The organism is Trichocoleus sp. ST-U2, from assembly GCF_039961875.1.
Taxonomy (GTDB): domain Bacteria; phylum Cyanobacteriota; class Cyanobacteriia; order Cyanobacteriales; family FACHB-T130; genus FACHB-T130.
In genome coordinates, this window is sequence record NZ_JAMPJY010000032.1 from 1 (window position 1) to 26067 (window position 26067).

Here is a 26067-nt window from a genome sequence, read left to right on the forward strand (position 1 = left end):
TTATGAACTTCGGCTCAGTCAAAGGTAAGATGAGTAAAACTTATGACCGGCAGCTAGCAATCGCCTAATTTTAGACCCCATATTACCCCAGCGACGACTTTTGCAAGAGGTCTATTAAGTGCGCTTCGATCTGCCGGTGTGGGTGTCAGTCCTCAACCTGCCTTATTCGTTATGCTGTTTGGCATTCATGTGACGAATAATCCAATAACTAATTGAAAGAGATAATAGGGCAATTCCCAACCCAATTATGTCAACCCCTGATGTTTTTTCCAAGTCTAAAATAATAATTTTTCTAGCAACAGCGATTATAGAAGTAACAATAACTAATTCAACTTGAATAACGTGTTTTTTTAGATATGCAGTGATATTTTCTAGTATTTCAAGAGCAATCAAAACATTCAAAAACAACCCAAATATTTTGAATAATGTTTTAGTAAAAGGCTCATCTGGTTGACCAATCAGCGTTTGTGCCAAAGACAAGCCTAGATTCCAAATTGCTAACAGGATAACTAATATCATAGCAACCGAAAGAACCTTGGAAACTATGCCTTCTATATTTTCCAGCCCGTGCAGAAAGTTTTCGTCTTTGGAAGCGGCTCTGAGTTGTTTTGTTAGCTTTCTGCCTATCCGCATTTTCCCAGCCTCTTTACTATAGAAACACCATTGAGATTGTTTAAAAAGCGTTAGTATTTTTTATAATTAACGCGCTAAAAGGCAAAAGGAAAAAAGGTGCGTTATTTTTCCTTTTGCCTTTTGCTTTATTCGTCGTCGTGAGCGAAGCGGTTGTAGAGGAAATCCAGAGCGTGATTCCGCAGTTTGTAGTATTGCGGATCTTCCATAATTCGGGCGCGATCGCGCGGACGCGGAAAAGGTATTTCCATTACCTCACCAATTTTAGCGTGAGGCCCATTCGTCATCATCACCAATCGATCTGCTAGAAATAGAGCTTCATCAATATCGTGAGTGATCATCAACACGGTTGCCCGGTTGTCGTTCCAAATTTTCAGCAATTCTTCCTGTAATTCTTCCTTAGTAATTGCATCCAACGCCCCAAAAGGCTCATCCAAAATCAATACTTGGGGACGAATCGCCAAAGCACGAGCAATACTCACCCGCTGTTTCATCCCGCCGGATAATTGCGGCGGCTTTTTGTCAGCAGCTTCTGTGAGTCCTACCATTGCTAAATGATCTCGCACTATTGCCCTTTTTTCAGCTTCCGGTTTATTAGGATAAACTGCGTTAACAGCCAGGTAAATGTTTTCAAACGCAGTCCGCCAAGGCAACAAAGCGTAATTCTGGAATACTACCATGCGGTCTGGTCCCGGTTGGGTGATGCGCTTCGAGCCAACCCGCACCTCGCCGCTGCTGGGCGTATTGAAACCCGACACCATATTGAGCAGTGTCGATTTACCACAGCCAGAGTGACCGATGAGGCAGATAAACTCGCCTTGCTGTACGGTAAGGTTAACGTCTTCCAGCACCGTGTAAGGACCTTTTGGTGTTGGATAAACTTTGGATACGTTCTCAATCACCAAAAACGGTGAACTAGGGGATTTTTGAGTGTTGAGTGTTGAGTTTTGAGTTAAAGAATTTGAGGTTTGAAAGTTAAAAGCTTGCATGGCGGTAGAAGGAGTAAATAAACTGTGGGAGCAAAACTAGGGGATTTCTAATCGCGGCTACACAGGCAGAACTCTACAAAAGTGGGTTTCAAATTCAATCCACGCAGGCGGACAAGAGTTTGTATAGCCGCGAATGACCTTCGCTGAGGTTTCTATTAATTAAGCTGCCGTCTTTGTCCTGGAATCGATGACAACTTCCGCAACTGAAAAGTCCTGCTTAATTGCCAGACTGTTGAGGTAGGAAATTGGGTCATCGGCGTTAAAGGGAGTGCCGTCAAAAAGTTGAATTGCGCTGCGAGTGTAACTAATGTCAAGACCCAGTTCTCGCGCTGCTGTACTGAACGCACCAACTCGACAGACTCGTTCCAGGATTTCTACCCAATTTCTGGGGAAAGGAGTATCGCCCCAACGCGCTAGCTGTGTCATAATCCAAAGTTGCTCAGTACGACTGGGACGGTTGACACCACCTTCACCGTAAAACTGGTGATGGGCATACTCGCGCATGGGATGCTCTAAGCTACAGGCAGAGTAGTTTGGTTCTCCCATCTGGATGTAAGCCAAATCGGTGCTTACATACTCCCGTCGCGCCAAAATCTCCCGAATTTCTTGGGCATTAGCCATATCTGCACAGTATTTGCAAGCCTCTAAGAGAGCTTTAACTAAGGCAATGTGGGTGTTCGGATAAGCTGCTGCCCAGTCTTCCCGCACTCCTAGAACTTTGCCTGGGTGTCCCAGCCAAATTTCTAAGTCTGTCGCAATAGTAAAGCCAATTTCTTCCTCGGCGGCGCGGAGGTTCCAAGGTTCCCCGACGCAGTAACCGTCAATCGTTCCGGCTTGCAAATCTACCACCATTTGAGCGGGAGGGATGGTCTTCAGGGATACGTCGCGGTCAGGGTCAATGCCACCAGCTGCCAGCCAATAACGCAGCAGCAAATTGTGCATGGAACTGGGATGCACCATTCCCATCCGGTGCTGACGATCGGGGGTGCGACGCAGGTAATCTTTAAAATCAGATAAGGTGTACACGCCTTCCTCGTAGAAGTGCTTGGCGAGGGTGATGGCGTTGCCGTTGCGGGTCATGGTCAGGGAGGTGACGACCGGAACGGAGCGGTTTTCATGACCTCCCAGAGTTAACCAGAGAGGCATTCCGGAGGGCATCTGGGCGGCATCTAAATATCCGCCAGTCATGCCGTCGGTGATTCCCCGCCAGCTGGTTTCACGCATCAGGTTGACTTCATCAAGTCCATGCTTGGTAAAGAAACCTTTTTCTTTAGCGACAGCTAGAGGCGCACAAGCGGTTAGCGGTAAGAAGCCAATATCGAGATTAACTTTTTCTAGACCATGACGAGCGATCGCTGTCGTCTTCCTCGCCCGAATTTTCTTAATCCGTTTCTGCTGATTGAGGAAGTAAATCATCTCACTCCGCAAGCTGTAGTAGCTGGGATGTTCTACCACTTCCATCCGCTTGCGGGGTCGGGGAATATCAACTTCTAGAATTTGACCAATCTTGGATTCTGGCCCATTGGTGAGCATTACAATTCGGTCAGATAACAGTACCGCCTCATCGACATCGTGAGTCACCATGACGGCGGTGACTTGGTTTTCTTCGCAAATTTTCATCAGCTGTTCTTGCAAGTTCCCCCGCGTCAGTGCATCTAATGCACCAAACGGTTCATCTAATAGGAGTAACTTGGGACGAATCGCGAGGGCGCGGGCGATCGCTACCCTTTGTTTCATTCCACCGGATAATTGAGCGGGTGGCTTATCGGCAGCATGACGCAACCCTACCATATCGATATGCTGCTCAACGATTGCTTTGCGTTCCCCGGCTGGCAAATCTTTCATCACCGAGTTTACAGCTAACGCAATATTTTCCCGTACTGTGCGCCAAGGCAATAGCGAATAATTTTGGAATACTACCATCCGGTCAGGGCCAGGTTTAGTAATGCGTTGTCCTTCCAGCGTCACTACACCTTCAGTTGGCAAATCCAAACCCGCCACCATGTTTAACAAAGTGGATTTACCACAACCGGAGTGTCCAATCAGAGAGACAAATTCTCCCTTTTTTATCTGGAGGTCAATTCCTTTGAGGGCGACATAGGTGCCACCTCCGGTTAACGAAAAAACTTTATCAATTTGGTCAACGGCAACAAAAACGCTCATGGTAGTTGGTGATTGGTAATTGGTAATTGGTGATGACTAACGGGTGATTGGTAGTAGGTAATAGGTAGTAAGTAGGCGCTTTTTACCCATTACCCAGTCCCTACTTCTGTCCTTCGGGTAAAATCCGCGTTTCGATCCAACCCATCGCTTTATCTAGCAGCAGACCAACAACACCGATGTAGATTAAAGCCAAGATAACTTCGCTAACTGCGTTATTCTGATAAGCTTCCCAGATAAAGAAGCCAATCCCGACAATCCCGGACATCACAATTTCTGCTGCGATAATTGCCAACCAAGCCAAACCGATTGCAATTCTCAAACCTGTGAAAATGTAAGGTAAAGCAGCAGGAATGAGAATATTGAAGAAGTATTCTTTCCGTGAAAGCTGCAAAACTTTGGCGACGTTGTTGTAATCTTGGGGGATTTGCTTCACTCCTACCGCTGTATTAATCAAGATAGGCCAAATAGCGGTGATAAAAATTACGAAAAGGGCGGCTGGTTCGTTTTGGCGCAATGCTGCCAAAGAAATTGGCACCCAAGCTAGAGGCGGTACGGTTCGCAATAACTGGAAGATGGGATCTAAAGCTTTGGACATCATTTTATTTGTACCAATCAAGATGCCCAAGGCAATACCAATAATCGCTGCTAAGGAGTAACTAATAGCGACTCGTTGTAAACTAGCGAGAATCTGCCAAAACAAACCTTTGTCCGTACCGCCTCGGTCATAAAAAGGCCAGAAAATTAGTATCCAAGTATCTTTGACAACCTGTATTGGCCCTGGTAGCGTTGCACCTGGAGTCCAAGAAAACAGCTGCCACGCGCCGAGGAAGATAGCGATCGCAATAATTGGCGGTATCAGGTCAGGAAATTGTTTGTTCAGACGGGATAACCAGGTGTTCTGGGAAGCAGTTGCAGGGCGTCTTTGTAGCGTTGTCATGGACAGGGTTCTCCTAAACTTTACTAATGGGTAATCGGTCTATTGGTTGTTGCCCGTGGTCTATTGTTTGTTATCAACTAACTGCTGACAACCGACTAAGCTCTCACCTTCTTGATTTTCAGTTGTTGCAGGTAAGCTGTGGGATTCTCTGGGTCAAACTTGACACCATCAAAAAATTCTTCAACGCCACGAGACGTACTTGTAGGAATGTCCGCAGCAGAAATTCCGGCTTCTTTGGCAGCTTCTCGCCAAATGTCTTCCCGATTGACTTTATCAATAAGGGCTTTAGCATTTGCCAATGCAGATTCAGGCAAAAATCCCCAGCGGACGCTTTCTGTGATAAACCAAAGATCGTGGCTCTTATAAGGATAAGAAACACTTCCTTTTTCATCTTTCCAGTAAAGAGATGCCATTGATTTATCATCAATGATGCGACCGTCGCCCATGTCATATTTCCCCTGAAATGGTTCGGCTAAAATTTCGGATGGAAGATTAAAATAATTTCGTTCGCCAAGGATTTCAGCGGCTTCTTTCCGGTTGTCAAAATTATCTAACCACTGCTGCGCTTCCATCAGACCTTTCAAAAGTGCTTTGGTAGCTTTGGGATTCTTGTCAACCCACTCTGCTTTCATAGCAAAGTATTCTTCTGGGTGGCACTTCCAAATTTCCGCTGTCAATGCTGAAATGAAGCCAATCTTATCTTTAACAATTCGATAAGGCCAGGGGTCGCCTGTACTGAAAGCATCCATCGTTCCCGTCTTCATATTGGCAACAGTTTGAGCAGAGGGTACGGGAATTAATTTAACTTCCGTATCTGGATCGATGCCGTTTCCTGCTAACCAGTAGCGAATCCAGAAATCCTGATTAACTTGTGAAAAAGTATAAGCAGCGGTAAAAGGAGTTTTTGCGGATTTTAGTCCGTCAAAAAATGCCGTCGCTTTGTCCATTTTTAACTCAAGACCTTTTCCGAGATGCTTGCTAGCAATCGCGATTCCATTTCCATGAGTAATCAACTGAGCCAGCACGTACATGGGAATTTTCTGATTACCTTTGGTGATTAAGCCTTCAGTAATGAGATGCGGCATTGGCATCTGATATTGACCACCATCAACGCCGCCACCCGCTGAACCTATTTCGGTGTTATCCCGCATAGAACCCCAGGAAGCTTGCTTGGAAAGCTCAACTCCAGTCATGCCATACTTGGCAAAGAAGCCTTTTTCTTGAGCAATAATAAAAGGAGCTGCTTCTACAATTGGGATATATCCTAGTTTTACTTTATTAGTTTCCGGTGCTTGTTCTGGGCTAATGTTAGCGGCAGGCGTTGTCTGTGCTTGCGTTCTGTTGCTGAATTCCGGGGGATTTCCTAAACAGCCTTTGAGCAATAAAGACCCCATTGCGGATGCTCCAGCAGTTAGGATAAATTTGCGGCGTGAAAGTTTAGAAAATTCGCTCATAAAGTCTCCTTCCTACAATCTGGTTTAGTATTTTGAACGGAAGAGCTATCTTAATTAAAAGAACGCTTTTTGAACGCAAAAGCCATGCCAATTAGAGGCATACAAAACCGATTTCCTAGAAGGGTCAAAGGTTCAATGCACTAAAATTGACGGTTGTTTGCTACAACCAAGTCGCGAACCTAGTGATAGATTTACGACAATTAGCTTTTGAAAAATTTGCTGAGGTTGGTCGCGCTAGCTTCTTTGCGTCAGGTAACGCTGCTTTTCCTCTGCGTTAAAGGTAAATATATCACCTTGATTAGTGAGCGCCTAGCTAAAAAGCGTTACTTATCAGTGGAATCTTCAATGGTATTTATAAATTTTTTCTTTAGATTAGACGCCATAATCAGCTAAACCAATAGGCTGATTAACGGGTGATTATCTAAACTCCTGAATTTGAGCTAAAACCTAATTCAAGGCAGCGCGATCGCTCAAATTGCATACATCAGGCAGACTTGTTAATGAAAAATCCAATGGTAATCATAGAAATTTCCTTGGATGTCATCGCTCGACCGAATAAACAGCCTAATTAAGTTTTACTTATTTAACCGATTTAATGTGGTTTATCAATTTTCCTCAACTTGAGGCGAGCGCTGATGCTGAATGTATTGATCCCTCTAGCCTGTCGGGAGAGCTAAATTCATCTTCTATTTCCGCCTAACACACCAAGCAGACTGGCGATCTTGGTAGATTACGATGTGAAGCGAGCAGCCAGGTTGTGGTTGGGTTTCGCTCCCACACAAGCCTAACGAACGGCTTTTCAAAGGTTTCAAGAGTTTTGGAGAGTCTTGCAGCTCGAAACCTCGTCCCCAACTCTCTCTTTGCTTGCAGGGAATAGCCGGGGTGGGGTAAAACTGGACTGCATCCAAACCAGAATTGCTGTATGCGAAAACTAAAATATTACGTAGCTTGCACCATTGATGGGTTTATTGCCCACGAAGACCACACAATTGATGGTTTTCCTTCGGAAGGCGAACACATAACCGATTATCTCGAATCGCTCAAGCAGTTTGATGTCGTTTTAATGGGACGCAGGACATACGAGTTCGGGCTAAAGCTCGGCGTGACTAATCCTTATCCAGCGATGAAGCAGTACGTTTTCTCCCGGACGATGAAGGAAAGCCCCGATGAGAATGTTGAACTCGTTTCGGACAATATTGCTGAATTGGTCAGGAAATTGAAAAATGAAACCGGCAAAGACATCTACCTTTGCGGTGGCGCGAATTTAGCGACAATGCTTCTTGGCGAAAACTTGATTGACGAGATCATCCTGAAGTTGAGTCCGGTACTATTCGGTTCGGGCATTCCACTTTTTTCCGGAGTCATCAGGCAAACTGCTTTAGAACTCACCAACAGCAAAATCTATGGAAATGGGATCTTATTGCTTCATTATCGCGTGCAGAATTGAAGCGCTAAGACTTATAGATTAGAAGGATTAGAAGAGATGGTGGTTAGGCGATCGCAAATTCCCAAGCCTGATGCATTGATGAAACTAAAAAAGTTCATCGGGAGTAAGAGACTCTGATTGCAAGTCATAACGAGTAAGGCTTGACATCCAAAAACCTTTTGCAGGGTTTTGCACTTATGAATTTATTAGAAAATACTAATGCTGCCATTGCGGCATAATTAGTAGTTAGACCACTGCCGCTTGGTGAAGGGTTTGTGTAAAACCCGCTGCAAGCAATCCTTTTTTTCATGAAAATTGCATTTGACTTTGCCGATCCGGATCAAGCTACCAAGTTCCCCAGCCATGGTTGGGCTAGAAATAGCCAGGGAACTAAGCTTCTATGGTTGCCAGTTCTTCGATTGGTACATCAGGCTCCAATTATTCGCAAGGCAAATGGTGTGTCAGACAATTTGTCTCCTAGTCAATGGTCAGAAATTAGGGCTTTCGTTGAAACAATAAGGCGTCTTGTTCTCATACTTCGGGAGCTTCACAAGTGTGTTCGGATTGGGTCAGATCCGGAGTTCGACGAGCAGGATCAAGAGAAGTGGAATGCCAGCCAGGAAGCGATTTTGTTAATCCCATTGTTTGTTGACCAGGCTTTCGTTTATACCAGGAGGATTGCAGACCATTTCGCTAAGGCAAGCCGTCACGTTCTTTTCAAGAAGTCTGGCTCAGCGCCATGGGAGTATAAGAATCTTCGATCGGTTGTTGCTGACCGAGCCAAGTTGCAGCGACTATCTCCAATTTGTGACCTCGACTGTTTACAAAGAGCTTTTGAAAACCACTCAGGTTGGCTTGACAAACTCCGAAAATCTCAAAGCTCTAGTAATGAGAGTGGCGGAACACAAAAAGGCATTCGCGATATCATCGAACATGGTTCGACTAATGTCACCGTATCCCATCACAAATTAGGTGATGATCCATGGGAAGTGATTGCTAGTCTTGAAGAACTTGGTGCCTATTCTACCTTTCGGACAGATTTGCTTCCTACACTGAAAGATATTATTGCTGGGCTTAGCTGTCTTTGGACGGAAGTTTGTATTGCTACTAATCTGCCAAAAGCTGAGTGTCAGTGGGTTGCACCTTATGGCGATGCAGTATTACTTACGGGAAACGATGAAGATTTCACTGGCTTCTGGCCCGAAATAAAAAGCTAGAGACAGGTTCAGTGGTTGGGTGACAGATGCCAAACTGCGGCGAAATATGCTGGGTTGCATAAGTCAGCTGCCACAACCGGAAACTTCAGAAAACTTTTGGGTGCTTTACTGGTACAAGGAGCAATCTCAGGGAGAGAGTTAGGCGCGATCGCTCAAAATGAATGATTCCCTGGAAACAGCACTGCTTGGGACGCGATCGCATTTAACCGTCGCCAAGGAAACGGGGAGCGAACTGTATTTGCATCTCCTTGCGCGATCGCATCCAATTTAATTTATGACTCAGTAACACTCACCGCAGCCCTGAGAATTGCTAAAATTTGCATCATTTATCTTTCAGGGGGAGTGATGACAAACTGGCAAATCATTAGTGGTGGAGTAACGGCTCCTAGAGGGTATCGGGCGGCTGGAATCGCCGCCGGACTAAAGCCTTCAGGCTTACCGGATTTAGCGCTAATTTATTCAGAGGTAGAAGCGATCGCAGCAGGCGTTTTCACCACCAGTCAAGTACGCGCTGCCTGTGTCGATTATTGCCGTCAGCACCTCTCTACCAAACACAGCGCCCACGCAATTCTCTGCAACGCTGGGCAAGCCAACGCCGCCACGGGTTCCCAAGGTTGGATTGACGCGATTGAAAGCGCTCAGATGTTGGCTCAAATACTGAATATTTCCTCTGACTCTATCTTGTTGGCATCTACGGGCGTTATTGGGCAACGAATTAAGATGGATGCCCTGCGAGATGGAATTCCTAAATTGGTCGCTGCTGCTTCTGAAACCGGCGGCGATGCAGCAGCCCAAGCGATCGTCACTACCGATTTAGTGACGAAATCGATTGCGTTAGAGACCACTTTTGGCGATCGCCCGGTGCGAATAGGCGGTATGGCAAAGGGATCTGGGATGATTCATCCCAACATGGCGACGATGCTAGCTTTTGTCACTTGCGATGCGGCGGTTGCTCCTTCTCTCTGGCAAAAAATGGTGAGTCGAGCCGCTGACCAAAGTTTTAACCAAATTACCGTAGATGGCGATACCAGTACCAACGATACGCTGATCGCCTTAGCAAATGGGGAATCTCGCACCCCAGCGATTACCGAGATGGGACCAGACGCCGAGAAATTAGAGGCGATGCTGACTGAAGTTTGCCAATATTTAGCGAAAGCGATCGCCCGTGATGGCGAAGGGGCTACCTGCTTAATTGAAGTGCAAGTTACCGGCGCATCTGATGAAAAAGCTGCCCGTCAGGTTGCCAAAACGGTTGTCGGTTCATCCTTAGTTAAGTCAGCCGTGTTTGGGCACGATCCAAACTGGGGAAGAATTGCAGCAGCGGCGGGTCGTTCCGGAGTGCTGTTCGATCAAGAACATCTCCGCATTCAGCTAGGGGACTTCTTATTGATGGAAAATGGTCAACCGTTGCCCTTCGATCGGGCGGCGGCGAGTGCTTATTTAAAACAAGCGGCGTCGGCGTCGGCAAAAGAGGTTCTCAGCACTGATTCCAGCAATGACTTAATGCAAGTAGAGTCGGGTGAACCTGTTGCGTTTAGTCGTCCTGCATCGCCGACTGATTTTAAAGATCAGACCGTTGCGATCGCGCTGAGCATCGGAAATGGTTCGGGTTCTGGTATCGCTTGGGGCTGCGACTTGAGTTATGACTATGTAAAGATTAACGCTGAGTACACAACCTGAGTTTTGAGGAATTTGACCGATCTGTTCTGATTGCAATCCTGCCAACTCTCGCTAAGGTAAATAGGATGAAAACTGAAACAACCAAAAATATTATCAAATTTCAACCCTATAAGTTTGCCTTTGAGCGCATGGAAGAGCGCATTGGCTGGATAAGAGCGATCGCATACTAGGCAAACTTCAATTAAAAAGCTGCTGTATCCAAGATACAGCAGCAACTAAATTAAATTCGGTTTTTATTCACTTATGCTTTGACTGCAACTTTCTGCTGCTGTTTGCGCTTCAGGGAACCTGCACCCATAGCACCAAATGCTAACAGACCTAATACAGAAGCAGGTTCAGGAACAGGAGCTGTTTCAGTGTAAGCACCTTTTTTGCTAATCGTTAACTTTGAATCAAGCCCACTATCGAGCAAATTGAGAACCCCATACCCTACAGTGTAAATTCCATCTGCGGTGAAAGTATAAGTAGTATTGACTCCGTTGGCTTCACCATAATTACCTGATAGAGCAACATCACCTAGTTTCTGGATAACAGAACCGATGGAGAAAAAGGAAAAATCATTGTATGGCAGGTAGTCACCAGCGTTAAACTTCCAATCAAAACTAAATACATCTCCTGCTTTGGCTTTGATTGTTGTTTTCAGAGCAGAACCATTAGTAGCATTTTGACCTTGAACAGCGTCTAAACTACCTGCATTTAAGCCCAAGAATTGCTCTATCTCGGAATCAGATGTCCCAGAAGAATTTAAGATGGCCTCTCCATCGCTTGTTGTAACACTACCAATTGTCTGGGTGTTTGCAGGATTAAAGGTAAAACTTGCAGCATAGGAGGGAGTAGTACTCAAGACAGCAGCTAAACTCGCTAAGCTAATTCCAGCAGTTTTTAAAGTAGCAGCCATTGGTAATTTTTTCAGTGAATTTGCGTTAGTCATTAGTTTCCTGTCTCTACGGTGAACGTTAATGCCAAAGTTAGTTTGAGGTAAGCTTTCCTTTCAGAATCGCTCCACACTTCTCAGAAATCCAAGCGAATCTTTCCCATCTCTTCAAGCAATGCTTGAGAGGTTGGGTAAGAGCGATTGCAAGTATCAAATTATGTAGATGCTTTTAGCAATTAGCTTGCTTGTGAATTTTTTGAGCTTTAGTGCGCTCGCTTGTTGAATTAAGAATGACACACCTTTTCTGGCGTTCGCAAGCACCTACACTCGATCCTCATCAAAAAAATACATACTTTAGATAGATGCAATCACTGTATACACTGAATTTTTTAATCCCTAAAGCATACAGTACGAGGGCTTACCGCCTTAAAGGATACGTCTTTAGATAGAGGCTAAGATAAAGTTCCTGTGAAGGTTAGGGCTAGCGCTGGCTATGTTTAAGAGACTGTTTGTAAATAGATAGGAAGCAGCGGTGCGCCAAGAGATAAGAATCCTGACTCGCGGCTCTGAAAGATTGCCTGAAAATCACGAAGGGGTGATTTATGTAGTCCTGAGCCGATTGATGCTCCAGCGCTTGACGCAGAATCGCCGAACGGGGAAAGCGAAAACAACTTAATTAACATTTACTAGCACTTTCTGAAGAAAGTGTTTTCGTGGAATCAATTATGATTGCGGAAAGCATCATCTAGATCGGCTTCTGAGTTACTTAGTTGTTAGACTGAAAGAAGCTGGAGAAACTCATCAGTTTACAAATAAAGAAACCTTTCTAGGAAGATTGATTCAGGAATGGAAAAGGCGGGATGAGAAAGTTCCGTATAAAACTAGGGAAGATTTGATTGATGCTGTGAGGCTCTGGAGCTACGACCGGAATGAATGCGCTCATGGTCTTGTGAAATCTCGACCTGGCGACCCGACTACATCGGTAGAAGAGTTTACCAAAAAAGCTTCTAACTGTGCAGTCAATGGGAAACAGCTAGCCCGTGATATCTGTAGCTGGACGCAAAGCAAAAAATCAAAAATTAGAAAGACGAAAGTCCAAGCGCCTGAATCAATCGATACACCCACACAGCCTGCTTGTTCTGATTTAATTTAAGACGATCGCTTTCACCAAGCGATCGCTGAGTGCCCCATGAAATTACCAACACACGCATTGTCCTCCCTAGGAGGATCGATAATGTATGTTCAGAAAAATGGAGTTGCTTTGCCTTGCTATCATGTTGGGAATCGCCTTGCTGCCCAAACAAACACTGGCGCAAGAGTCATCTTACTTAGAATCGCGGATTTCTAGATTGGAATCCGAAACTTATCAATTGCGATCGCAAATGCGATCGCAAATAAATCAGCTACAGTCGCAGTTACAAGGACAGAACCAGTCCCCCTCTGGAAGAACCGGCTCAACGAAACCAGCGCCTCCTATCGCCCCTAGAGGCAATCGACCCGCCTCAGCAGACCCCATGTTTGACCGCCTAGCCACTCTGGTAATCGAACTCAAGCAGCGTATCAACAAACTAGAAGCACAAGTTGCTGAATTACAAAAACAACGCCGTTGAAACTCCCCACGGCTATAAGCCGGGGGATGCTTTCACCTCAGGGATTTCCATGAATTTATCCTCCCAAAGGTACTGCGGCGAAGAATTGGGTAGAAGCCAAACAATTTTAGATTTTTTAACTAAAACCTGGTGCATCTACGCTCCTGATAAATTCCCAGCAATTTCTCGATCCCGACAAAGCAACCTTTGATCGGGGAACCGCTAATCTTAAGCTTGGGTAAGGATTTCGACGCCTTCCTCAGTAACAGCCACCGTATGCTCAAACTGAGCGGAGAGCTTGCGATCGAGTGTGACAGCGGTCCACCCATCGTCGAGAAGCTCGACTTCCCAAGTTCCCTCATTAATCATCGGTTCAATCGTAAAAACCATGCCTGGTCTCAGACGCTTCCCGGTTCCGCGTCTACCATAATGGAGGATCTCTGGTGCAGTATGGAAAATGCGGTGAACACCGTGTCCCGCGAAGTTCCGCACCACTGAAAAACCTTCTCCTTCAGCGTACTCTTGAATCGCTGCCCCAATATCGCCAATCCGCGCCCCCGGCTTGACTTCAGCAATTCCTCTGTTTAGGCACTCCAGCGTCACCTCAACCAACTTTTTCGCGATGGGTGAGGGCTTCCCGACAAAAAACGTCTTAGAGGTATCGCCGTGGTAGCCATCCACCAGCGGCGTCACATCAATGTTAATGATGTCTCCTTCTTTGAGAACCTGTTTAGCGCTGGGGATGCCGTGACAGACCACTTCGTTGATACTGGTGCAAAGAGACTTGGGAAATCCCTTGTAGCCCAGCGGGGCGCTTTTCGCTTTGTGAGCCAAAGTCCAGCGTTCGGCTTCATCGTTGATTTCTAGGGTACTGACTCCTGGCTTGACCATCGGTTCTAGATGGTTGAGGAGTTCAGCCGCCAAGCGTCCAGCCTGACGCATTTTATCTAACTCCCGGTTTGACAACAGCTCAATTGTTTCGCTTTTCATCTGTAATATATTTCCTTGATTTTCTAGTGGCGATTAGCTGCTTGTGAGGCAAGAGAAGGCGTCTCATTTGCAGCTAATTCGTGTATCTGGGAATGCAGAGTAGAGGCGCTGCTTCCCCCTGGCTCTGTTTCTGGTGCGTTCTGGAGTGGTTTATTTCTGGGCGTGAATCACCTGCAAACTTCCACCTGCATGGAGAGTCGGTTCTTCCACCAGATTAAACCCAATCTCCTGCAACAACCCAGCCAAATCCGTCTTTAACAGCTGCCAAGCGGTTTCTGTTTCAAACAGCCACAAAAATAGGGAGATTGGAGGCCAAAATAGCGGATTTGTGGGACGATGAAAATCGACTAAGGCAAAGATACCTTCCGGTTTTAGTACCCGGTAGACTTCTTGGAGAATTTGCCGCAATCGATCGGGTTCCATTTCATGCATAGCAGCACGTTTGTGAATCGATCGTTAACCCTTGCAAAGGTAGTTGACGAAATCTTGCTTCCCCGCCTACACTCACAGCAGCTAAACGAGCGATCGCATCATACAACCACTGGTGTTGATAACTCCAAGTCCTTAAAATAGTAGCCACTACTCCACTCCTAGTTAAAATCTGTATCTCTTATTGCAGACCCGAACCTTTAAAAGAATATTATTGTTAAAATCAGTAACGAAAATGAAAGATTTGGAAACTGTAACCGCTATGGGTCGTGTAGGAGTTTTGCTACTAAATCTGGGTGGGCCGGATGATTTAGAGGATGTTGGGCCTTTTCTGTTTAATCTGTTTTCCGACCCAGAGATTATCCGCATACCCTTTTCTGGGCTACAGAAACCCTTAGCGTGGCTGATTTCCACCTTAAGAACCAAGAAATCGCAAGAAAACTATCAGGTCATCGGGGGTGGCTCCCCACTGCGACGGATTACAGAAGCCCAAGCAGAAGCGCTTCAGGCAAAATTGCAGCAACAAGGACAAGAAGCGAATATTTACATCGGGATGCGTTACTGGTATCCCTTTACAGAAGAAGCGATCGCTCGCATCAAACGCGACGCCATAGAACACCTGGTAATTCTCCCCCTCTACCCTCAATTTTCCATCAGCACCAGCGGTTCCAGCTTCCGCCTTTTAGAAAGACTATGGCAGGAAGACCCAGCACTTAGCCGGATTGAATACACCGTTATTCCCTCCTGGTATCAGCAACCCAGCTACTTGCAAGCAATGGCTGAGTTGATTACCCAAGAACTCAACCAATTTCCCAATCCCGACCAAGTTCATCTCTTTTTTAGCGCTCACGGCGTTCCCGTCAGCTACGTTGAAGAAGCCGGAGATCCCTACCAAAAAGAAATTGAGGACTGTACTGCTCTAATTATGCAGACCCTCAATCGACCTAATCCCCACACCCTGGCTTATCAAAGTCGAGTCGGGCCAGTTGAGTGGCTTAAACCCTACACTGAAGACGCCCTAAAAGAACTGGGAGCCAAGGGAGTCGAACATTTGTTAGTTGTACCGATTAGCTTCGTCTCCGAGCATATCGAAACCCTACAAGAAATTGACGTCGAGTACCGCGAACTGGCAGAAGAATCTGGCATCCACGACTTCCGCCGCGTGCCAGCGCTAGATACTCATCCCCGCTTTATTGAAGCAATGGCGACTTTGGTGATTGATGCTCTCGACGCCCCCAGCTTGAAGCTATCCCAAGTCACACAGCTCAAAAAGAAAGTCAAAATGTATCCCCAAGAGCGCTGGGAGTGGGGCATGACCACAGCAGCAGAAGTCTGGAACGGACGGCTGGCAATGCTTGGCTTTCTTGCCTTAGTAATCGAGTTAATTAGCGGTCGCGGCCCTCTACACTTTGTCGGACTAATGTAAAAACTAAAAATAAAACAAAAAAGTAAAAAAGCCAAACTAAAAACAAACAATCCTTTCTTTTGCCTTTTTACTTTTGCTTTCCTTTAGTCGGGTTGCTGATAGTGTCCCCTAGAGCGTTTTTGTCCTCGATACCAGCGATACCATTCCTTAGAGCTGCGAATAGCCAGCCACAACAAAAGTAAGGCGATGAGTCCTCCATGCTTGGGCGCATCGAAGGCGAAGACCACCAAGACAACGCACAGAACATCTTGCAAAAAGACGACCCACAGCGGTAGACGCCGCAAGCGGTAGAACCAGCCGACCTGAACTAGCTGGAGGACGAACGCTAATAAGCTGCCCACCACAGCAACTATCCAGAGAAGGCCAGTGGAAGCGCCAGCAATTTGGGCAACGGCAACGCCCATAATCGCTCCGACAATTGGGCTGAAAAGTAGCTGGATCAGTTGCAGTACGCGCTGACCCAACAGCTTTTTCGAGGCGAACAGCTCAAATAACGACCAGCTGGTTAGCACTCCTAAAACGACAGGAGGAGGAAATCGCGACAGTAGGGGCACGCTTGACCAGAGATTGGTACTATGCAATAGACCAATTACCAGCAAGGGAAGAGCTACTCTCATTCCTGCCGCCGCAGATGCAGAGAGTGCGGCTAAGATTTCAATCATAAGAATTCAGCCGACACAAGAACTGATTGCTTGACATCAGGGCAGACGAGAATTATTTCCTCTGTTTACAGTTTCACACTGCTTTAGAGAGCTTGCCACTAATTTCCAAGATATTTCATAAACAGCGATCGCGCTGATGGGTCATCCCCCCTCCCCCGCCGTCCTAAGCTCTACTTAAACCGGAATTGTGTCGCTTATTCTTAAAATGTTACATATAATACAGTTTTTTTTGTGTTTTAATGTTGGTAGGGAAAGTTAAGCGTCTTCCGAGAAAGAAAATTAATTGCAATACGTGCGACGCGCACACTTATTAAGTCGGTAAAAATAAACAAAAAATCCTCACTTTGCTGAGAAACTCGACGATGAGCAACTCGCAAAATTCCCTATTGAAAAATAGGTTTAGAGAGGGTTCGGTTTTTGCCTACTTAATTAAGAACCCTAGCCAAAGCAATCGTTTTCTATTGCGAGAATCTACTGAAACAGGTGGTGTAATTAAACATTACTTGTAGGGTTTGTAATGGGTAATTGGTTATGCTGCATACCAGTTAACTTTTTCACTTCCAATCCTCAAGAATTAGCTTAATTTGCACCATTCTGCTTTTCTTAAAGTGAAATTTGTATTTGCATACCAGCTTGATTGTGCAACAGGAGGAATCGTGGGATGTCAGACTCATTATTTGCTGATGCTAGCCAAAGATTAGAACAAGCCCTAAAATTTGTTTCTATTTCCGACGATGCAGCCGAACACTTAAAATATCCAAAAGCCAGTTTAGCCGTTTCAATTCCTGTCCGGATGGATAACGGTACTTTGAGGATTTTTCAGGGCTATCGTGTCCGTTACGATGATACCAGAGGTCCGACTAAAGGAGGGGTACGCTATCACCCCAATGTTTCAATGGATGAAGTGCAATCCTTAGCCTTTTGGATGACTTTTAAGTGTGCTGTGTTAAATTTACCGTTTGGCGGAGCGAAAGGGGGAATAACGCTGAATCCGAAAGAACTCTCGAAGATGGAGTTAGAAAGGCTAAGTCGCGGTTATGTGGATGCGATCGCAGACTTTATTGGCCCTGACGTGGATATTCCAGCACCCGACGTATACACCAATCCCATGATTATGGGTTGGATGATGGATCAATACAGTATCATCCGCCGTCAAATTACTCCAGCCGTTGTCACCGGCAAACCGTTAACAATGGGGGGTAGTTTAGGCAGAGATACTGCTACCGCTATGGGTGCTTTCTTTGTGATTGAAAGCATCATGAGCAAAGTTGACCGGCTCCCTCAAGAGACAACCGTAGCCGTTCAGGGATTTGGGAATGCTGGTGCAGAGATAGCAGAATTACTCTACAAAGCCGGATATAAAGTTGTTGCGGTTAGCGATTCCCAAGGTGGTGTCTATTCCAAAAAAGGTTTAGATATTCCCAGTATTCGGCAATATAAAGTCTCCAGCAGAGGTATTAAAGCCCTCTACTGCCAAGACACCGTTTGCCACATGGATGAACACGAAGTCATCAGCAATGAGGAACTTTTAGCTTTAGATGTGGATGTCTTGATTCCCGCCGCCTTAGAAAATCAAATTAATGAGGCGAATGTCAAGGATATCAAAGCAAAGTATATCTTTGAAGTTGCTAACGGCCCGATTAGTTCAGCCGCTGACAGAATTTTGGAAGAACGGGGAATTTACGTCTTTCCCGATATTTTAGTTAATGCGGGCGGCGTTACAGTCAGCTACTTTGAATGGGTACAAAATCGCAGCGGACTTTATTGGACGCTCAAAGAAGTCAATCAACGCTTAATGGAAAAAATGGTCGAAGAAACTGAGAAAATTTGGGCAATTTCTCAGGAACTAGCCATTCCAATGCGAACAGCAGCTTACGTCCATGCTTTAAATCGGTTGGGAGAAGCTATCAACGCCAAGGGTACGCGAGACTATTATCTCAACGGTCGAGTTTATGCATAGTCCGTAAGTTAACGAGAGGCGGCGCTATCTAGGGCAGGGGATACCTCTGCCCTATTTCGTTGATATCATCCATCTGAAACCCCCAGCCATCGGCAAACTGCCCATTGCAGTTTATGGCGTAGATAGACAAAAACGTAAATACCTTGAGATTGGAAAAGCTCGGTCTGGAATCGAGAGTAATCTAGGATACCTGTTTAAGTCTTGCCATTGGATAGGGACATCCAGCCGCTTTTTAGAGTATCAAGTTAGATTTATAGAAAAAGCTAATTGCAATGCCTATTGTCTCGGCTGAGAAACTGAGCAAAGTCTACCCAGTGGCGGTTAAAGAACCCGGACTTAAGGGGACATTACAGCACTTTCTGCGCCGCACCTACCGCGAGGTAAAGGCGGTTCAAGATGTCTCCTTCGAGATTGAACCGGGGGAAGTAGTGGGGTTTTTAGGTGCCAATGGCGCGGGAAAAACGACGACTCTGAAGATGCTCACGGGGTTAATCCATCCCTCCGCAGGGAATGTAAGAGTGGCGGGACAGGTTCCTTTCCAGCGTCAGGCGTCCTTTTTAAAACAAATTACGCTAGTGATGGGGCAAAAACAGCAGTTGCTCTGGGACTTGCCAGCGATGGACTCGCTGAGGATAAACGCCGCTGTTTATAACATCTCCGACAAAGAGTTTCGGCGGATGGTGGGGGAACTGACGGAGATGCTTTCACTGCAAGGCAAGCTGAATCAGCCGGTGCGGAAGCTTTCTTTAGGGGAACGAATGAAGGCTGAGTTGCTAGCAGCACTCCTCCACCAGCCCAAGGTACTGTTCTTGGATGAGCCGACGCTGGGGCTGGATATCAATGCTCAGGTGGGGGTGCGGGAATTTTTGCGGGAGTACAATCAACTCTATGGAGCGACGATTCTCTTAACCAGCCACTACATGGCAGATATCACGGCTTTGTGTCAGCGGGTGCTACTGATTCATCAAGGTCAGCTAATTTATGATGGTAGTTTGGATGGACTCCTAGACCGCTTTGCCCCCTACCGCGAGGTGAAAATAGAGTTGACGCATCCGCTACCCAAAGACGATCTTGAAAGGGGAAGTTTGGCATCTTTAAAGTCTTATGGCGAAATCAAAGCGGTAGAAGGTCAAGTGGTGCGGTTGCTGGTGCGGCGGGAGGCGCTGACACGCACAGTCGCTAAAATTTTGGCGGAAATGGATGTATTGGATTTGGCGGTGACTGACCCGCCGATTGAAGAAGTCATCGGTCAGGTGTTTCGGGCGGGAGTCGTTGTATGAGTTCAGCAATTAGAACCGCCAAAACTTTGCTGATAGCTTATTACGCTCATATGGTGGAGTATCGGGCAGAGTTATTTTTGTGGGCGTTATCAGGTTCTGTGCCCTTCATCTTGATGGGGATTTGGATGGAAGCAGCATCGCAAGGTGGACAATTTGGACTGTCGCCAGTAGATTTTGCCCGCTATTTCATTGCAGCTTTTCTGGTTAGGCAGTTTACGGTTGTTTGGGTGATTTGGGAATTTGAGAAGCAGGTGGTACAAGGGACGTTGTCTTCTCGGCTGCTGCAACCCTTAGACCCGGTGTGGCATCATGTCGCTTCTCATCTTTCCGAACGCCTTGCCCGTTTACCGTTCATTGCGGGGTTGATAATCTTGTTTTTCACTCTCTACCCGAAGGCTCTTTGGTTGCCGAGTGTGGGGACAATTTTATTATTTTTCGGGGTGTTAGCGATCGCCTTCACGCTCCGCTTTCTCATCCAATACACGTTTGCTCTGTTTGCTTTTTGGACGGAACGCGCTAGCGCCATCGAGCAATTCTGGTTTTTGCTGTATCTGTTTCTTTCTGGCGTTGTGGCACCCCTAGAAGTTTTTCCGCCAGCGATGCGTGAGGTGGTGCTGTGGACGCCATTTCCCTATCTGGTGCATTTCCCGGCGGCCTTGTTGGTAGGGTTGCCAGTGGATTTAGGGCGGGGTTTGTTGGCAATGTTCGGTTGGTGTTTGCTGTTTTTTGTCTGGAATCGTTGGATGTGGCGGCGGGGATTGAAACAATATTCGGGGATGGGGGCGTAGGAAGAAAGAGGGGAAGAGTGCGATCGCTCTCGCAGTCTTGCTAGGACTAAATCGCGTTACTTTCAAATTGGCACACCTTGCAACCTTGAGAAGATGCAACGATATCTACGGGTACTAAAGCTATTTTGGAGTACAGCGATCGCTGCCGAACTTGAATACCGGGTTAATTTTGTTCTAGCAGCACTCAGTAGTTTGGGAAACTTAGCCGGTAGTATGTTTGGGTTGTCCTTGTTTTACCGCAATGGTTACACCTTTGAAGGGTGGAAATGGGAGGAAGCTTTGGTTGTGCTAGGAGTTTTTACGATCCTGCAAGGCTTTTCTAATAGCTTTTTGGTGCCTAATTTAAACCGGATTGTCGATCAGGTTCAGCAAGGGACATTAGATTTTGTGCTGCTGAAGCCCATCAGCAGCCAATTTTGGCTTTCTACCCGCGCCTTTTCTCCTTGGGGACTGCCAGATTTAGTCTTTGGAGGGGTGCTGATTGGCTATGCTGGGGCGCGGTTGGGTTTGAGAATCAGTGACTATTTTTTAAGTACGATTCCGCTACTATTCGGTTTCGCAATTTTGTATAGCCTGTGGTTTATGCTGGGGGCGACTAGCATCTGGTTTGTGAAAATCTACAACGTCACTGAGGTACTCAGAGGCTTTTTAGAAGCTGGGCGATACCCAATGGTTGCTTATCCCGCTGCTTACCGTTTTTTCTTTACTTTCATAGTGCCAGTAGCGTTTTTAACGACTATCCCAGCGGAGGCGATGCTGGGGCGCGTCGAGGTGGGTTGGATAGTGAGTGCGGGAATTCTGGCGTTGGCGCTATTATTCGCTTCGCGGGTTTTCTGGCGGTTTGCACTGCGATTTTATACGAGTGCGTCGAGTTAGAATTACCAGAATTTGCGATCGCTTGTTGAGAACTAACCGTCAGACAGACGATTTCCATCCGGCAATCTTCAATCAATTGAAGGGGTAGAAGACGAAAGCAAAATCAAACAATGGAAACGAAAGAACTCGGACATACGGGTGTCAAAATCAGCGCGATCGCACTGGGTGGAATGCCGATGTCTTTAAGTAGCAGACCCCCAGAATCAGAATCCATCAAAGTCATCCATCGCGCCCTCGATTTGGGCGTGACGCTGATTGATACCGCTGATTCCTACTGCAAAGATGAATCAGATAAGCACCACAACGAAGGCTTAATTAGTAAGGCGCTTTCCTCTTATTCAGGTGATAAGAGTAATGTGATCGTTGCAACCAAAGGCGGACTCATGCGCCCTAATGGTAGCTGGACGCGCAACGGCAACCCTGACCATCTGCGAGAGACAATTCGGATCAGCTTTGAGACTTTGGGGGGAAAGCCGATAGATATTTGGCAATACCACGCACCCGATACAGATTACACGATTGAAGAGTCACTGAAACCAGCCAAAGAAGCTGTAGAACAAGGGATGATCCGGTTTGTCGGCGTCTCTAACTTTTCAGTAGAGCAAATTAAACGCGCCCGTGATGTGGTTGAGATTGTCTCTGTACAAAATCAGTACAATCCTTGGAATCGTCAGCCGGAAGAGGACGGAGTGCTGGAGTATTGCGAAAAGGAACAACTAACGTTTTTACCTTGGAGTCCGTTGGGTGGTAGCCGTCGCGTGGGCAAACTGGAAGATATTGATGCGATCGCTCAACTTGCCCAAGAAAAAGGCGTTTCTGTCTACAATATTGTCCTAGCATGGCTGCGGGCAAAATCTCCAGCCATTGTGCCTATTCCCGGCGCAAGTAAAGTTTCTAGCATTGAAGACTCTGTGCGTGCTGTCGATGTCAAGCTGTCAGATCGAGAAGTTGACCAAATCGACCGCGCTACAGCATCCTGATGATTGTAGGGGCTTACGCATTCCAGCGAAAAAACGCTTGCTGTAACAATAGTTGCTCCGAAGGCTTCGCCCTTCCCACGGCTAGATTGAGGGCGAAGTCTTCGGGTTCAAAAATCAGGGTGTGTAACAGAAGTGTTCGCCTAAATGCGAAAGCCCTACAGGAAATCAGAGAACGAGAAAATAGGTTAAGCTACCGCTAGTTCTGCTTCCTCAGACATTTCTGTGGGAACGCCATCCTGAACCAGAGAAGGCATCTGTCCGCTTTTCTGCATCAGATTTGTCACCATTGCCAACAAAGCATTCACCTTGCGAGTCCGCCACGCATCCACCATCTCTTCTACTGCTGCATCTGGGAGGCGACGCTTTAGCGCTTCTAAAAGATAAGCGGCGTGTCCGGTTTCGTCGTGGGCGATACTGAGGAGTCCCTTTTTCAAGCTAGCGCTGTTCGGTTCATCCTCTGGTAACACATTAGCCATGCGAACGAAGTCTTTGCTGGCATCCAGTTCTAGGATATACGTGCTAGCCATGAACACCACCCAGTCAATATTCTGCGGTTTCAAGCTTTCTTGGGAGTATCCTTCAAAGTAAGCTTCAAAAAAGGGACTGCGGCGGCGTTCATCCGGCTTACCCTCTGGCTTGGCTTCAGCGGCTTTCTTGAAGTCAATGACTTGCTTATTCAGCCGCTTCAGCGCTTGGGCAAAAATTTGACCGTGACGCTTTTCATCAGAGGCGTGGCGGGCAAGTTTTTCAGCTAGCCACGTATCGCCTTCAGCAGCGGCGCGATCGCTTAAGGCTTGCAGAAATGGAACTGAACCTGATTCTGCCAGTTGGAACCCGGCGAGGACGTTTGGGCGCGTTAGAGGATCGCGGATTTGGCGGGCACCAATGTAAGCACTAGCACCCGATCCGGCTAAGTGCAACAGGTAGGTAAAAAAGTTCATGCTGAAATTTTCTTGAGTGTTTAGAGCTAACGGATGATATTCTATCGCTGTTTTTTTAAATAGGGGGTTAGAGAGAATGCTTTTGTTGTTGCCAATGTGGGGTTGTTCGCTGACTCTAAGCTCTTCGCTTTATTGAGCTGAAATACTAAAAAGCATCCCTCCCAGGAAATATTTATTGTAGTTACCTTTGAGGATTTTAGGTTGCAGAAGATTCTAAGCTGAGCGGGCAACAGTTTAACAGGAACTGAGTGTTTCGCTAATTTAAAAGGAATTGTCAATCCTCAAGTAAAAATTTAAAATCAAATAATCTCTGCATTGAAAAGAATAAGATTGCCATGAAAAGTTTACCCGTAATTTCACTGAGTTTTGTTGCGATCGCGACGATTTTCATGTCTTCGGACGCACTCGCAGAAATTTTCAAAACCAGTCGGAGACTATCGGGTTTCTCAACCGATAGTCGTCACTATATTTACCTTGAAAGTTATCGAAACCCGATTACGGAAACGCCTAAAGCACAATTGCAAATCGTAAATGCACCTACAAATTCTTGCGTTGAATATGGCTGTATAGAAACAGAAAATACTCAGGAATCTTCAAGCCCAACGACTCAAGCCGCTGAAACAGAATTACTTAAAAAAACTTCGGTAATTCGGTACAAATTAAAATTAAATCGTCCAGCAGCAGGAAGAAGACTGCCTGCTCTTTCTCGCGTCACCAACCCAGATGGAAGTGAAGTTTATACCTTTTTAGTGAAGAATAAGAAAGACCCTCTACAGGTATTAATGCGGCAAAAATATATCCCATCAGTTGCGTATGGAGGAAATGCGGATACAGATCGTGCTGCCCTACAACTTGAGATTATTTACAACAATCGGAGACGTACCCTGAGCAGCCTGAATACATACCGCGATAATACGATGAAATATGCGCTCAGAGAAGTGCGCTTAGCCCCAAATGGACGCAGTGCGGTTATTCTAATGAATACGATCGAACCTGCTGAACAGGGGGCGGTACAGACGACTTTGGTACAGAGTTTCCCGCTTTAATCCAGCTATAAATTGTCCGGTTTAAAAATGCAATGCCGCCAGAAAATTTAACCGATTATCCCTACTTTAGTGCCCGACGAGTGGTGATGGGGCAGCGAGGTGCTGTGGCAACTAGCCAACCTCTGGCGGCTTTGGCTGGGATGGAAATGCTGATGGCTGGGGGAAATGCGGTGGATGCCGCGATCGCGATGGCGATCGCGCTGACTGTCGTAGAACCCACCTCTAACGGCATCGGTTCAGACGCTTTCGCTTTAGTTTGGGATGGGCAATTGCACGGATTGAATGCTTCGGGGAAAAGTCCTCAGCATCTCAATCTAGACGCTTTTGCTGGGATGCAGCAATTTCCCGATTTGGGTTGGCTGACTGTCACTGTACCGGGTGCTGTGTCGGGATGGCAAAAATTATGGAAGCGTTGGGGAAAGCTACCGTTTGAGCAGCTATTTGTCCCGGCGATTCGATACGCTGAAGAAGGTTTTCCCGTGTCACCGGAGACGGCACGGGCGTGGAAGCGAGCCGAGGCAATCTATTTGCCGCTGATTGCACCGGAGTTTCAGCCATTTAAAGAAGTATTTTTTCCAGAAAATCGGGCACCCGCCGCTGGGGAAATTTGGCGGAGTCAGGTTCATGCCAAAACCCTAAGAGCGATCGCCCAAACGGAAGGGGAAAGCTTTTATCGCGGGGAAATTGCCGAAAAAATCGCTAACTTTGCTGCCAAAACCGGCGGTATTTTAACAGCATCTGACTTGGCAACCCACGCCTGTGACTGGGTGCAGCCGATTTTTACTAACTACCGGGGCATTACCGTCTGGGAAATTCCTCCCAATACTCAAGGCATCGCAACGCTAATGGCTTTGAATATTCTCGAAGGTTATCCCCTACCCGATTATCCCCGCGAATCCGTTTCTAGCTACCATCTGCAAATTGAGGCGATGAAGCTGGCTTTTGCAGATTTACATCAATATATTGGCGATCCTCGGTTTATGGAGGTGCCCCTAGAACACCTGCTAAACAAAGCTTATGCTGACGAACGACGCTGTTTGATTGGACAAGAAGCTGCGATCGCTCAGCCTGGGTTGCCCAAGGGAGGCACCGTCTATCTAGCGGCGGCTGACGGCGAATTGATGGTATCTTTCATCCAATCCAACTACAGTGGCTTCGGAAGCGGCATTCTCGTTCCCGATACGGGCATCGCCCTGCAAAACCGGGCATCGGGATTCACGCTAACTCCCGGACACCCAAATCAAGTGGCAGCCGCTAAACGCCCCTTTCACACGATTATTCCCGGCTTTCTGACGCAAGACAATCAACCTTTAGGGCCATTTGGGGTCATGGGGGCACCCATGCAACCACAGGGACATCTGCAAGTCGTTGTCAACCTCCTAGACTATGGGATGAATCCCCAAGCAGCGCTGGATGCACCGAGATGGCGGTTTGTCGCTGGCAAGACAGTGCTTTTAGAACAGATAGTGCCTCGAAATATCGCTTTAGCTCTGGCCGAACGCGGTCATGATATCCAAATTAGTGCCGAGCCGGGAATGTTTGGCAGAGGTCAGATCATCTTGCGGCAAGGCGGGGTACTGGTTGCCGCCTCCGAACCCCGCGCCGATGGGCTGGCATTAGCCTGGTAACACCTTTCCTTAGAGAGACGCGATCGCATCTCTAAATACCTCCATAGGCTGAGAGGCTCTTGACCAATTTATTATTAACTTTTGTAAATAGCTCTGTAATTT

General features: G+C 46.6%; 22 protein-coding genes and 1 pseudogene. 13 read left to right on the forward strand and 10 right to left on the reverse strand.

Annotated features, from left to right (window positions below; all coding sequences use genetic code 11):
• Positions 1-162: 162 nt before the first annotated feature.
• The 5 genes from NC996_RS19445 to NC996_RS19465 form a co-directional block, all read right to left on the reverse strand.
• A complete protein-coding gene (locus tag NC996_RS19445) occupies positions 163-633 on the reverse strand; it encodes a phosphate-starvation-inducible PsiE family protein (protein WP_190687774.1) in 471 nt (156 codons plus the stop codon).
• A 125-nt stretch (positions 634-758) separates the two neighbouring features.
• Complete coding sequence (locus NC996_RS19450) at positions 759-1619, reverse strand: nitrate ABC transporter ATP-binding protein (RefSeq protein WP_190687780.1); 861 nt, start codon at positions 1617-1619, stop codon at positions 759-761.
• 159 nt (positions 1620-1778) lie between these two features.
• A complete protein-coding gene (locus NC996_RS19455) occupies positions 1779-3782 on the reverse strand; it encodes a nitrate ABC transporter ATP-binding protein (protein WP_190687784.1) in 2004 nt (667 codons plus the stop codon).
• A 100-nt stretch (positions 3783-3882) separates the two neighbouring features.
• Positions 3883-4719 (reverse strand): nitrate ABC transporter permease, encoded by an 837-nt coding sequence (ntrB, locus tag NC996_RS19460; RefSeq protein WP_190410101.1) that lies wholly within the window; start codon positions 4717-4719, stop codon positions 3883-3885.
• Between the two features lie 95 nt (positions 4720-4814).
• Positions 4815-6173: a CmpA/NrtA family ABC transporter substrate-binding protein gene (locus tag NC996_RS19465; protein ID WP_190687786.1), complete on the reverse strand. Its 1359-nt coding sequence runs from the start codon at positions 6171-6173 to the stop codon at positions 4815-4817.
• A gap of 922 nt (positions 6174-7095) precedes the next feature.
• Between NC996_RS19465 and NC996_RS19470 the strand changes: the two genes are divergently transcribed.
• The 3 genes from NC996_RS19470 to argJ all read left to right on the forward strand — a co-directional run bounded on the left by NC996_RS19470 (position 7096) and on the right by argJ (position 10496).
• The gene (locus tag NC996_RS19470; RefSeq protein WP_190687789.1) at positions 7096-7620 is read left to right on the forward strand and encodes a dihydrofolate reductase family protein; all 525 of its coding nucleotides are present in this window, start codon (positions 7096-7098) and stop codon (positions 7618-7620) included.
• A gap of 287 nt (positions 7621-7907) precedes the next feature.
• Entirely contained in the window at positions 7908-8816 is a 909-nt protein-coding gene (locus NC996_RS19475; RefSeq protein WP_190687792.1) for a hypothetical protein, read from the forward strand.
• Positions 8817-9161: 345 nt separating this feature from the next.
• Positions 9162-10496: a bifunctional ornithine acetyltransferase/N-acetylglutamate synthase gene (gene argJ, locus NC996_RS19480; RefSeq protein ID WP_190687795.1), complete on the forward strand. Its 1335-nt coding sequence runs from the start codon at positions 9162-9164 to the stop codon at positions 10494-10496.
• Between the two features lie 241 nt (positions 10497-10737).
• On the opposite strand, the gene NC996_RS19485 is transcribed toward argJ, so the two are convergent.
• Positions 10738-11427 carry a PEP-CTERM sorting domain-containing protein gene (locus NC996_RS19485; protein WP_199303228.1) on the reverse strand — a complete coding sequence of 230 codons (690 nt, stop codon included), beginning with the start codon at positions 11425-11427 and terminating at the stop codon, positions 10738-10740.
• Positions 11428-12205: 778 nt separating this feature from the next.
• Here NC996_RS19485 and NC996_RS19490 point away from each other — a divergent pair.
• Positions 12206-12523 carry a hypothetical protein gene (locus NC996_RS19490; protein WP_348260011.1) on the forward strand — a complete coding sequence of 106 codons (318 nt, stop codon included), beginning with the start codon at positions 12206-12208 and terminating at the stop codon, positions 12521-12523.
• Positions 12524-12608: 85 nt separating this feature from the next.
• Complete coding sequence (locus NC996_RS19495; protein WP_190687798.1) at positions 12609-12980, forward strand: hypothetical protein; 372 nt, start codon at positions 12609-12611, stop codon at positions 12978-12980.
• Positions 12981-13187: 207 nt separating this feature from the next.
• On the opposite strand, the gene map is transcribed toward NC996_RS19495, so the two are convergent.
• Both map and NC996_RS19505 read right to left on the reverse strand, forming a co-directional pair.
• On the reverse strand, positions 13188-13949 hold the full coding sequence (map, locus tag NC996_RS19500; protein ID WP_190410107.1) for a type I methionyl aminopeptidase: 762 nt from the start codon (positions 13947-13949) through the stop codon (positions 13188-13190).
• A gap of 150 nt (positions 13950-14099) precedes the next feature.
• A pseudogene (locus NC996_RS19505) lies at positions 14100-14529 on the reverse strand (hypothetical protein).
• A gap of 111 nt (positions 14530-14640) precedes the next feature.
• On the opposite strand from NC996_RS19505, the gene hemH reads away from it, so the two are divergent.
• A complete protein-coding gene (gene hemH, locus NC996_RS19510) occupies positions 14641-15804 on the forward strand; it encodes a ferrochelatase (RefSeq protein WP_190687858.1) in 1164 nt (387 codons plus the stop codon).
• Between the two features lie 83 nt (positions 15805-15887).
• Here hemH and NC996_RS19515 read toward each other — a convergent pair whose 3' ends face one another.
• Positions 15888-16466 (reverse strand): DUF4126 domain-containing protein, encoded by a 579-nt coding sequence (locus tag NC996_RS19515; RefSeq protein ID WP_190410108.1) that lies wholly within the window; start codon positions 16464-16466, stop codon positions 15888-15890.
• 661 nt (positions 16467-17127) lie between these two features.
• On the opposite strand from NC996_RS19515, the gene NC996_RS19520 reads away from it, so the two are divergent.
• The 5 genes from NC996_RS19520 to NC996_RS19540 all read left to right on the forward strand — a co-directional run bounded on the left by NC996_RS19520 (position 17128) and on the right by NC996_RS19540 (position 22350).
• Positions 17128-18426, forward strand: coding sequence for a Glu/Leu/Phe/Val dehydrogenase (locus NC996_RS19520; protein ID WP_190687801.1), 1299 nt, complete (start codon positions 17128-17130; stop codon positions 18424-18426).
• A gap of 272 nt (positions 18427-18698) precedes the next feature.
• A complete protein-coding gene (locus NC996_RS19525) occupies positions 18699-19706 on the forward strand; it encodes an ATP-binding cassette domain-containing protein (protein ID WP_190527042.1) in 1008 nt (335 codons plus the stop codon).
• Positions 19703-20494 (forward strand): ABC-2 family transporter protein, encoded by a 792-nt coding sequence (locus NC996_RS19530; protein WP_190687804.1) that lies wholly within the window; start codon positions 19703-19705, stop codon positions 20492-20494. Before NC996_RS19525 ends, NC996_RS19530 begins: the two co-directional genes overlap by 4 nt.
• A 93-nt stretch (positions 20495-20587) precedes the next feature.
• Positions 20588-21370 (forward strand): ABC transporter permease, encoded by a 783-nt coding sequence (locus NC996_RS19535; RefSeq protein ID WP_190410112.1) that lies wholly within the window; start codon positions 20588-20590, stop codon positions 21368-21370.
• A gap of 110 nt (positions 21371-21480) precedes the next feature.
• Entirely contained in the window at positions 21481-22350 is an 870-nt protein-coding gene (locus tag NC996_RS19540; RefSeq protein WP_190687806.1) for an aldo/keto reductase, read from the forward strand.
• 185 nt (positions 22351-22535) lie between these two features.
• Here the strand turns inward: NC996_RS19540 and NC996_RS19545 are convergent, their stop codons facing one another.
• Positions 22536-23291, reverse strand: a complete 756-nt coding sequence (locus NC996_RS19545) for a ferritin-like domain-containing protein (RefSeq protein ID WP_190687807.1) — start codon at positions 23289-23291, stop codon at positions 22536-22538.
• A 335-nt stretch (positions 23292-23626) separates the two neighbouring features.
• Here NC996_RS19545 and NC996_RS19550 point away from each other — a divergent pair, with 335 nt between their 5' ends.
• Together NC996_RS19550 and NC996_RS19555 are read left to right on the forward strand one after the other, a co-directional pair.
• Positions 23627-24337 (forward strand): DUF2259 domain-containing protein, encoded by a 711-nt coding sequence (locus NC996_RS19550; protein WP_190687809.1) that lies wholly within the window; start codon positions 23627-23629, stop codon positions 24335-24337.
• 32 nt (positions 24338-24369) lie between these two features.
• On the forward strand, positions 24370-25965 hold the full coding sequence (locus NC996_RS19555) for a gamma-glutamyltransferase family protein (protein WP_190687811.1): 1596 nt from the start codon (positions 24370-24372) through the stop codon (positions 25963-25965).
• Positions 25966-26067 lie beyond the last annotated feature (102 nt).

What these genes read in the sequence shown, in the direction of transcription:
- NC996_RS19445 (WP_190687774.1), bottom strand. Translation starts at nt 633, where the DNA reads ATGCGGATAGGCAGAAAGCTAACAAAACAACTCAGAGCCGCTTCCAAA.
- NC996_RS19450 (WP_190687780.1), bottom strand. Translation starts at nt 1,619, where the DNA reads ATGCAAGCTTTTAACTTTCAAACCTCAAATTCTTTAACTCAAAACTCA.
- NC996_RS19455 (WP_190687784.1), bottom strand. Translation starts at nt 3,782, where the DNA reads ATGAGCGTTTTTGTTGCCGTTGACCAAATTGATAAAGTTTTTTCGTTA.
- ntrB (WP_190410101.1), bottom strand. Translation starts at nt 4,719, where the DNA reads ATGACAACGCTACAAAGACGCCCTGCAACTGCTTCCCAGAACACCTGG.
- NC996_RS19465 (WP_190687786.1), bottom strand. Translation starts at nt 6,173, where the DNA reads ATGAGCGAATTTTCTAAACTTTCACGCCGCAAATTTATCCTAACTGCT.
- NC996_RS19470 (WP_190687789.1), top strand. Translation starts at nt 7,096, where the DNA reads ATGCGAAAACTAAAATATTACGTAGCTTGCACCATTGATGGGTTTATT.
- NC996_RS19475 (WP_190687792.1), top strand. Translation starts at nt 7,908, where the DNA reads ATGAAAATTGCATTTGACTTTGCCGATCCGGATCAAGCTACCAAGTTC.
- argJ (WP_190687795.1), top strand. Translation starts at nt 9,162, where the DNA reads ATGACAAACTGGCAAATCATTAGTGGTGGAGTAACGGCTCCTAGAGGG.
- NC996_RS19485 (WP_199303228.1), bottom strand. Translation starts at nt 11,427, where the DNA reads ATGACTAACGCAAATTCACTGAAAAAATTACCAATGGCTGCTACTTTA.
- NC996_RS19495 (WP_190687798.1), top strand. Translation starts at nt 12,609, where the DNA reads ATGTTCAGAAAAATGGAGTTGCTTTGCCTTGCTATCATGTTGGGAATC.
- map (WP_190410107.1), bottom strand. Translation starts at nt 13,949, where the DNA reads ATGAAAAGCGAAACAATTGAGCTGTTGTCAAACCGGGAGTTAGATAAA.
- hemH (WP_190687858.1), top strand. Translation starts at nt 14,641, where the DNA reads ATGGGTCGTGTAGGAGTTTTGCTACTAAATCTGGGTGGGCCGGATGAT.
- NC996_RS19515 (WP_190410108.1), bottom strand. Translation starts at nt 16,466, where the DNA reads ATGATTGAAATCTTAGCCGCACTCTCTGCATCTGCGGCGGCAGGAATG.
- NC996_RS19520 (WP_190687801.1), top strand. Translation starts at nt 17,128, where the DNA reads ATGTCAGACTCATTATTTGCTGATGCTAGCCAAAGATTAGAACAAGCC.
- NC996_RS19525 (WP_190527042.1), top strand. Translation starts at nt 18,699, where the DNA reads ATGCCTATTGTCTCGGCTGAGAAACTGAGCAAAGTCTACCCAGTGGCG.
- NC996_RS19530 (WP_190687804.1), top strand. Translation starts at nt 19,703, where the DNA reads ATGAGTTCAGCAATTAGAACCGCCAAAACTTTGCTGATAGCTTATTAC.
- NC996_RS19535 (WP_190410112.1), top strand. Translation starts at nt 20,588, where the DNA reads ATGCAACGATATCTACGGGTACTAAAGCTATTTTGGAGTACAGCGATC.
- NC996_RS19540 (WP_190687806.1), top strand. Translation starts at nt 21,481, where the DNA reads ATGGAAACGAAAGAACTCGGACATACGGGTGTCAAAATCAGCGCGATC.
- NC996_RS19545 (WP_190687807.1), bottom strand. Translation starts at nt 23,291, where the DNA reads ATGAACTTTTTTACCTACCTGTTGCACTTAGCCGGATCGGGTGCTAGT.
- NC996_RS19550 (WP_190687809.1), top strand. Translation starts at nt 23,627, where the DNA reads ATGAAAAGTTTACCCGTAATTTCACTGAGTTTTGTTGCGATCGCGACG.
- NC996_RS19555 (WP_190687811.1), top strand. Translation starts at nt 24,370, where the DNA reads ATGCCGCCAGAAAATTTAACCGATTATCCCTACTTTAGTGCCCGACGA.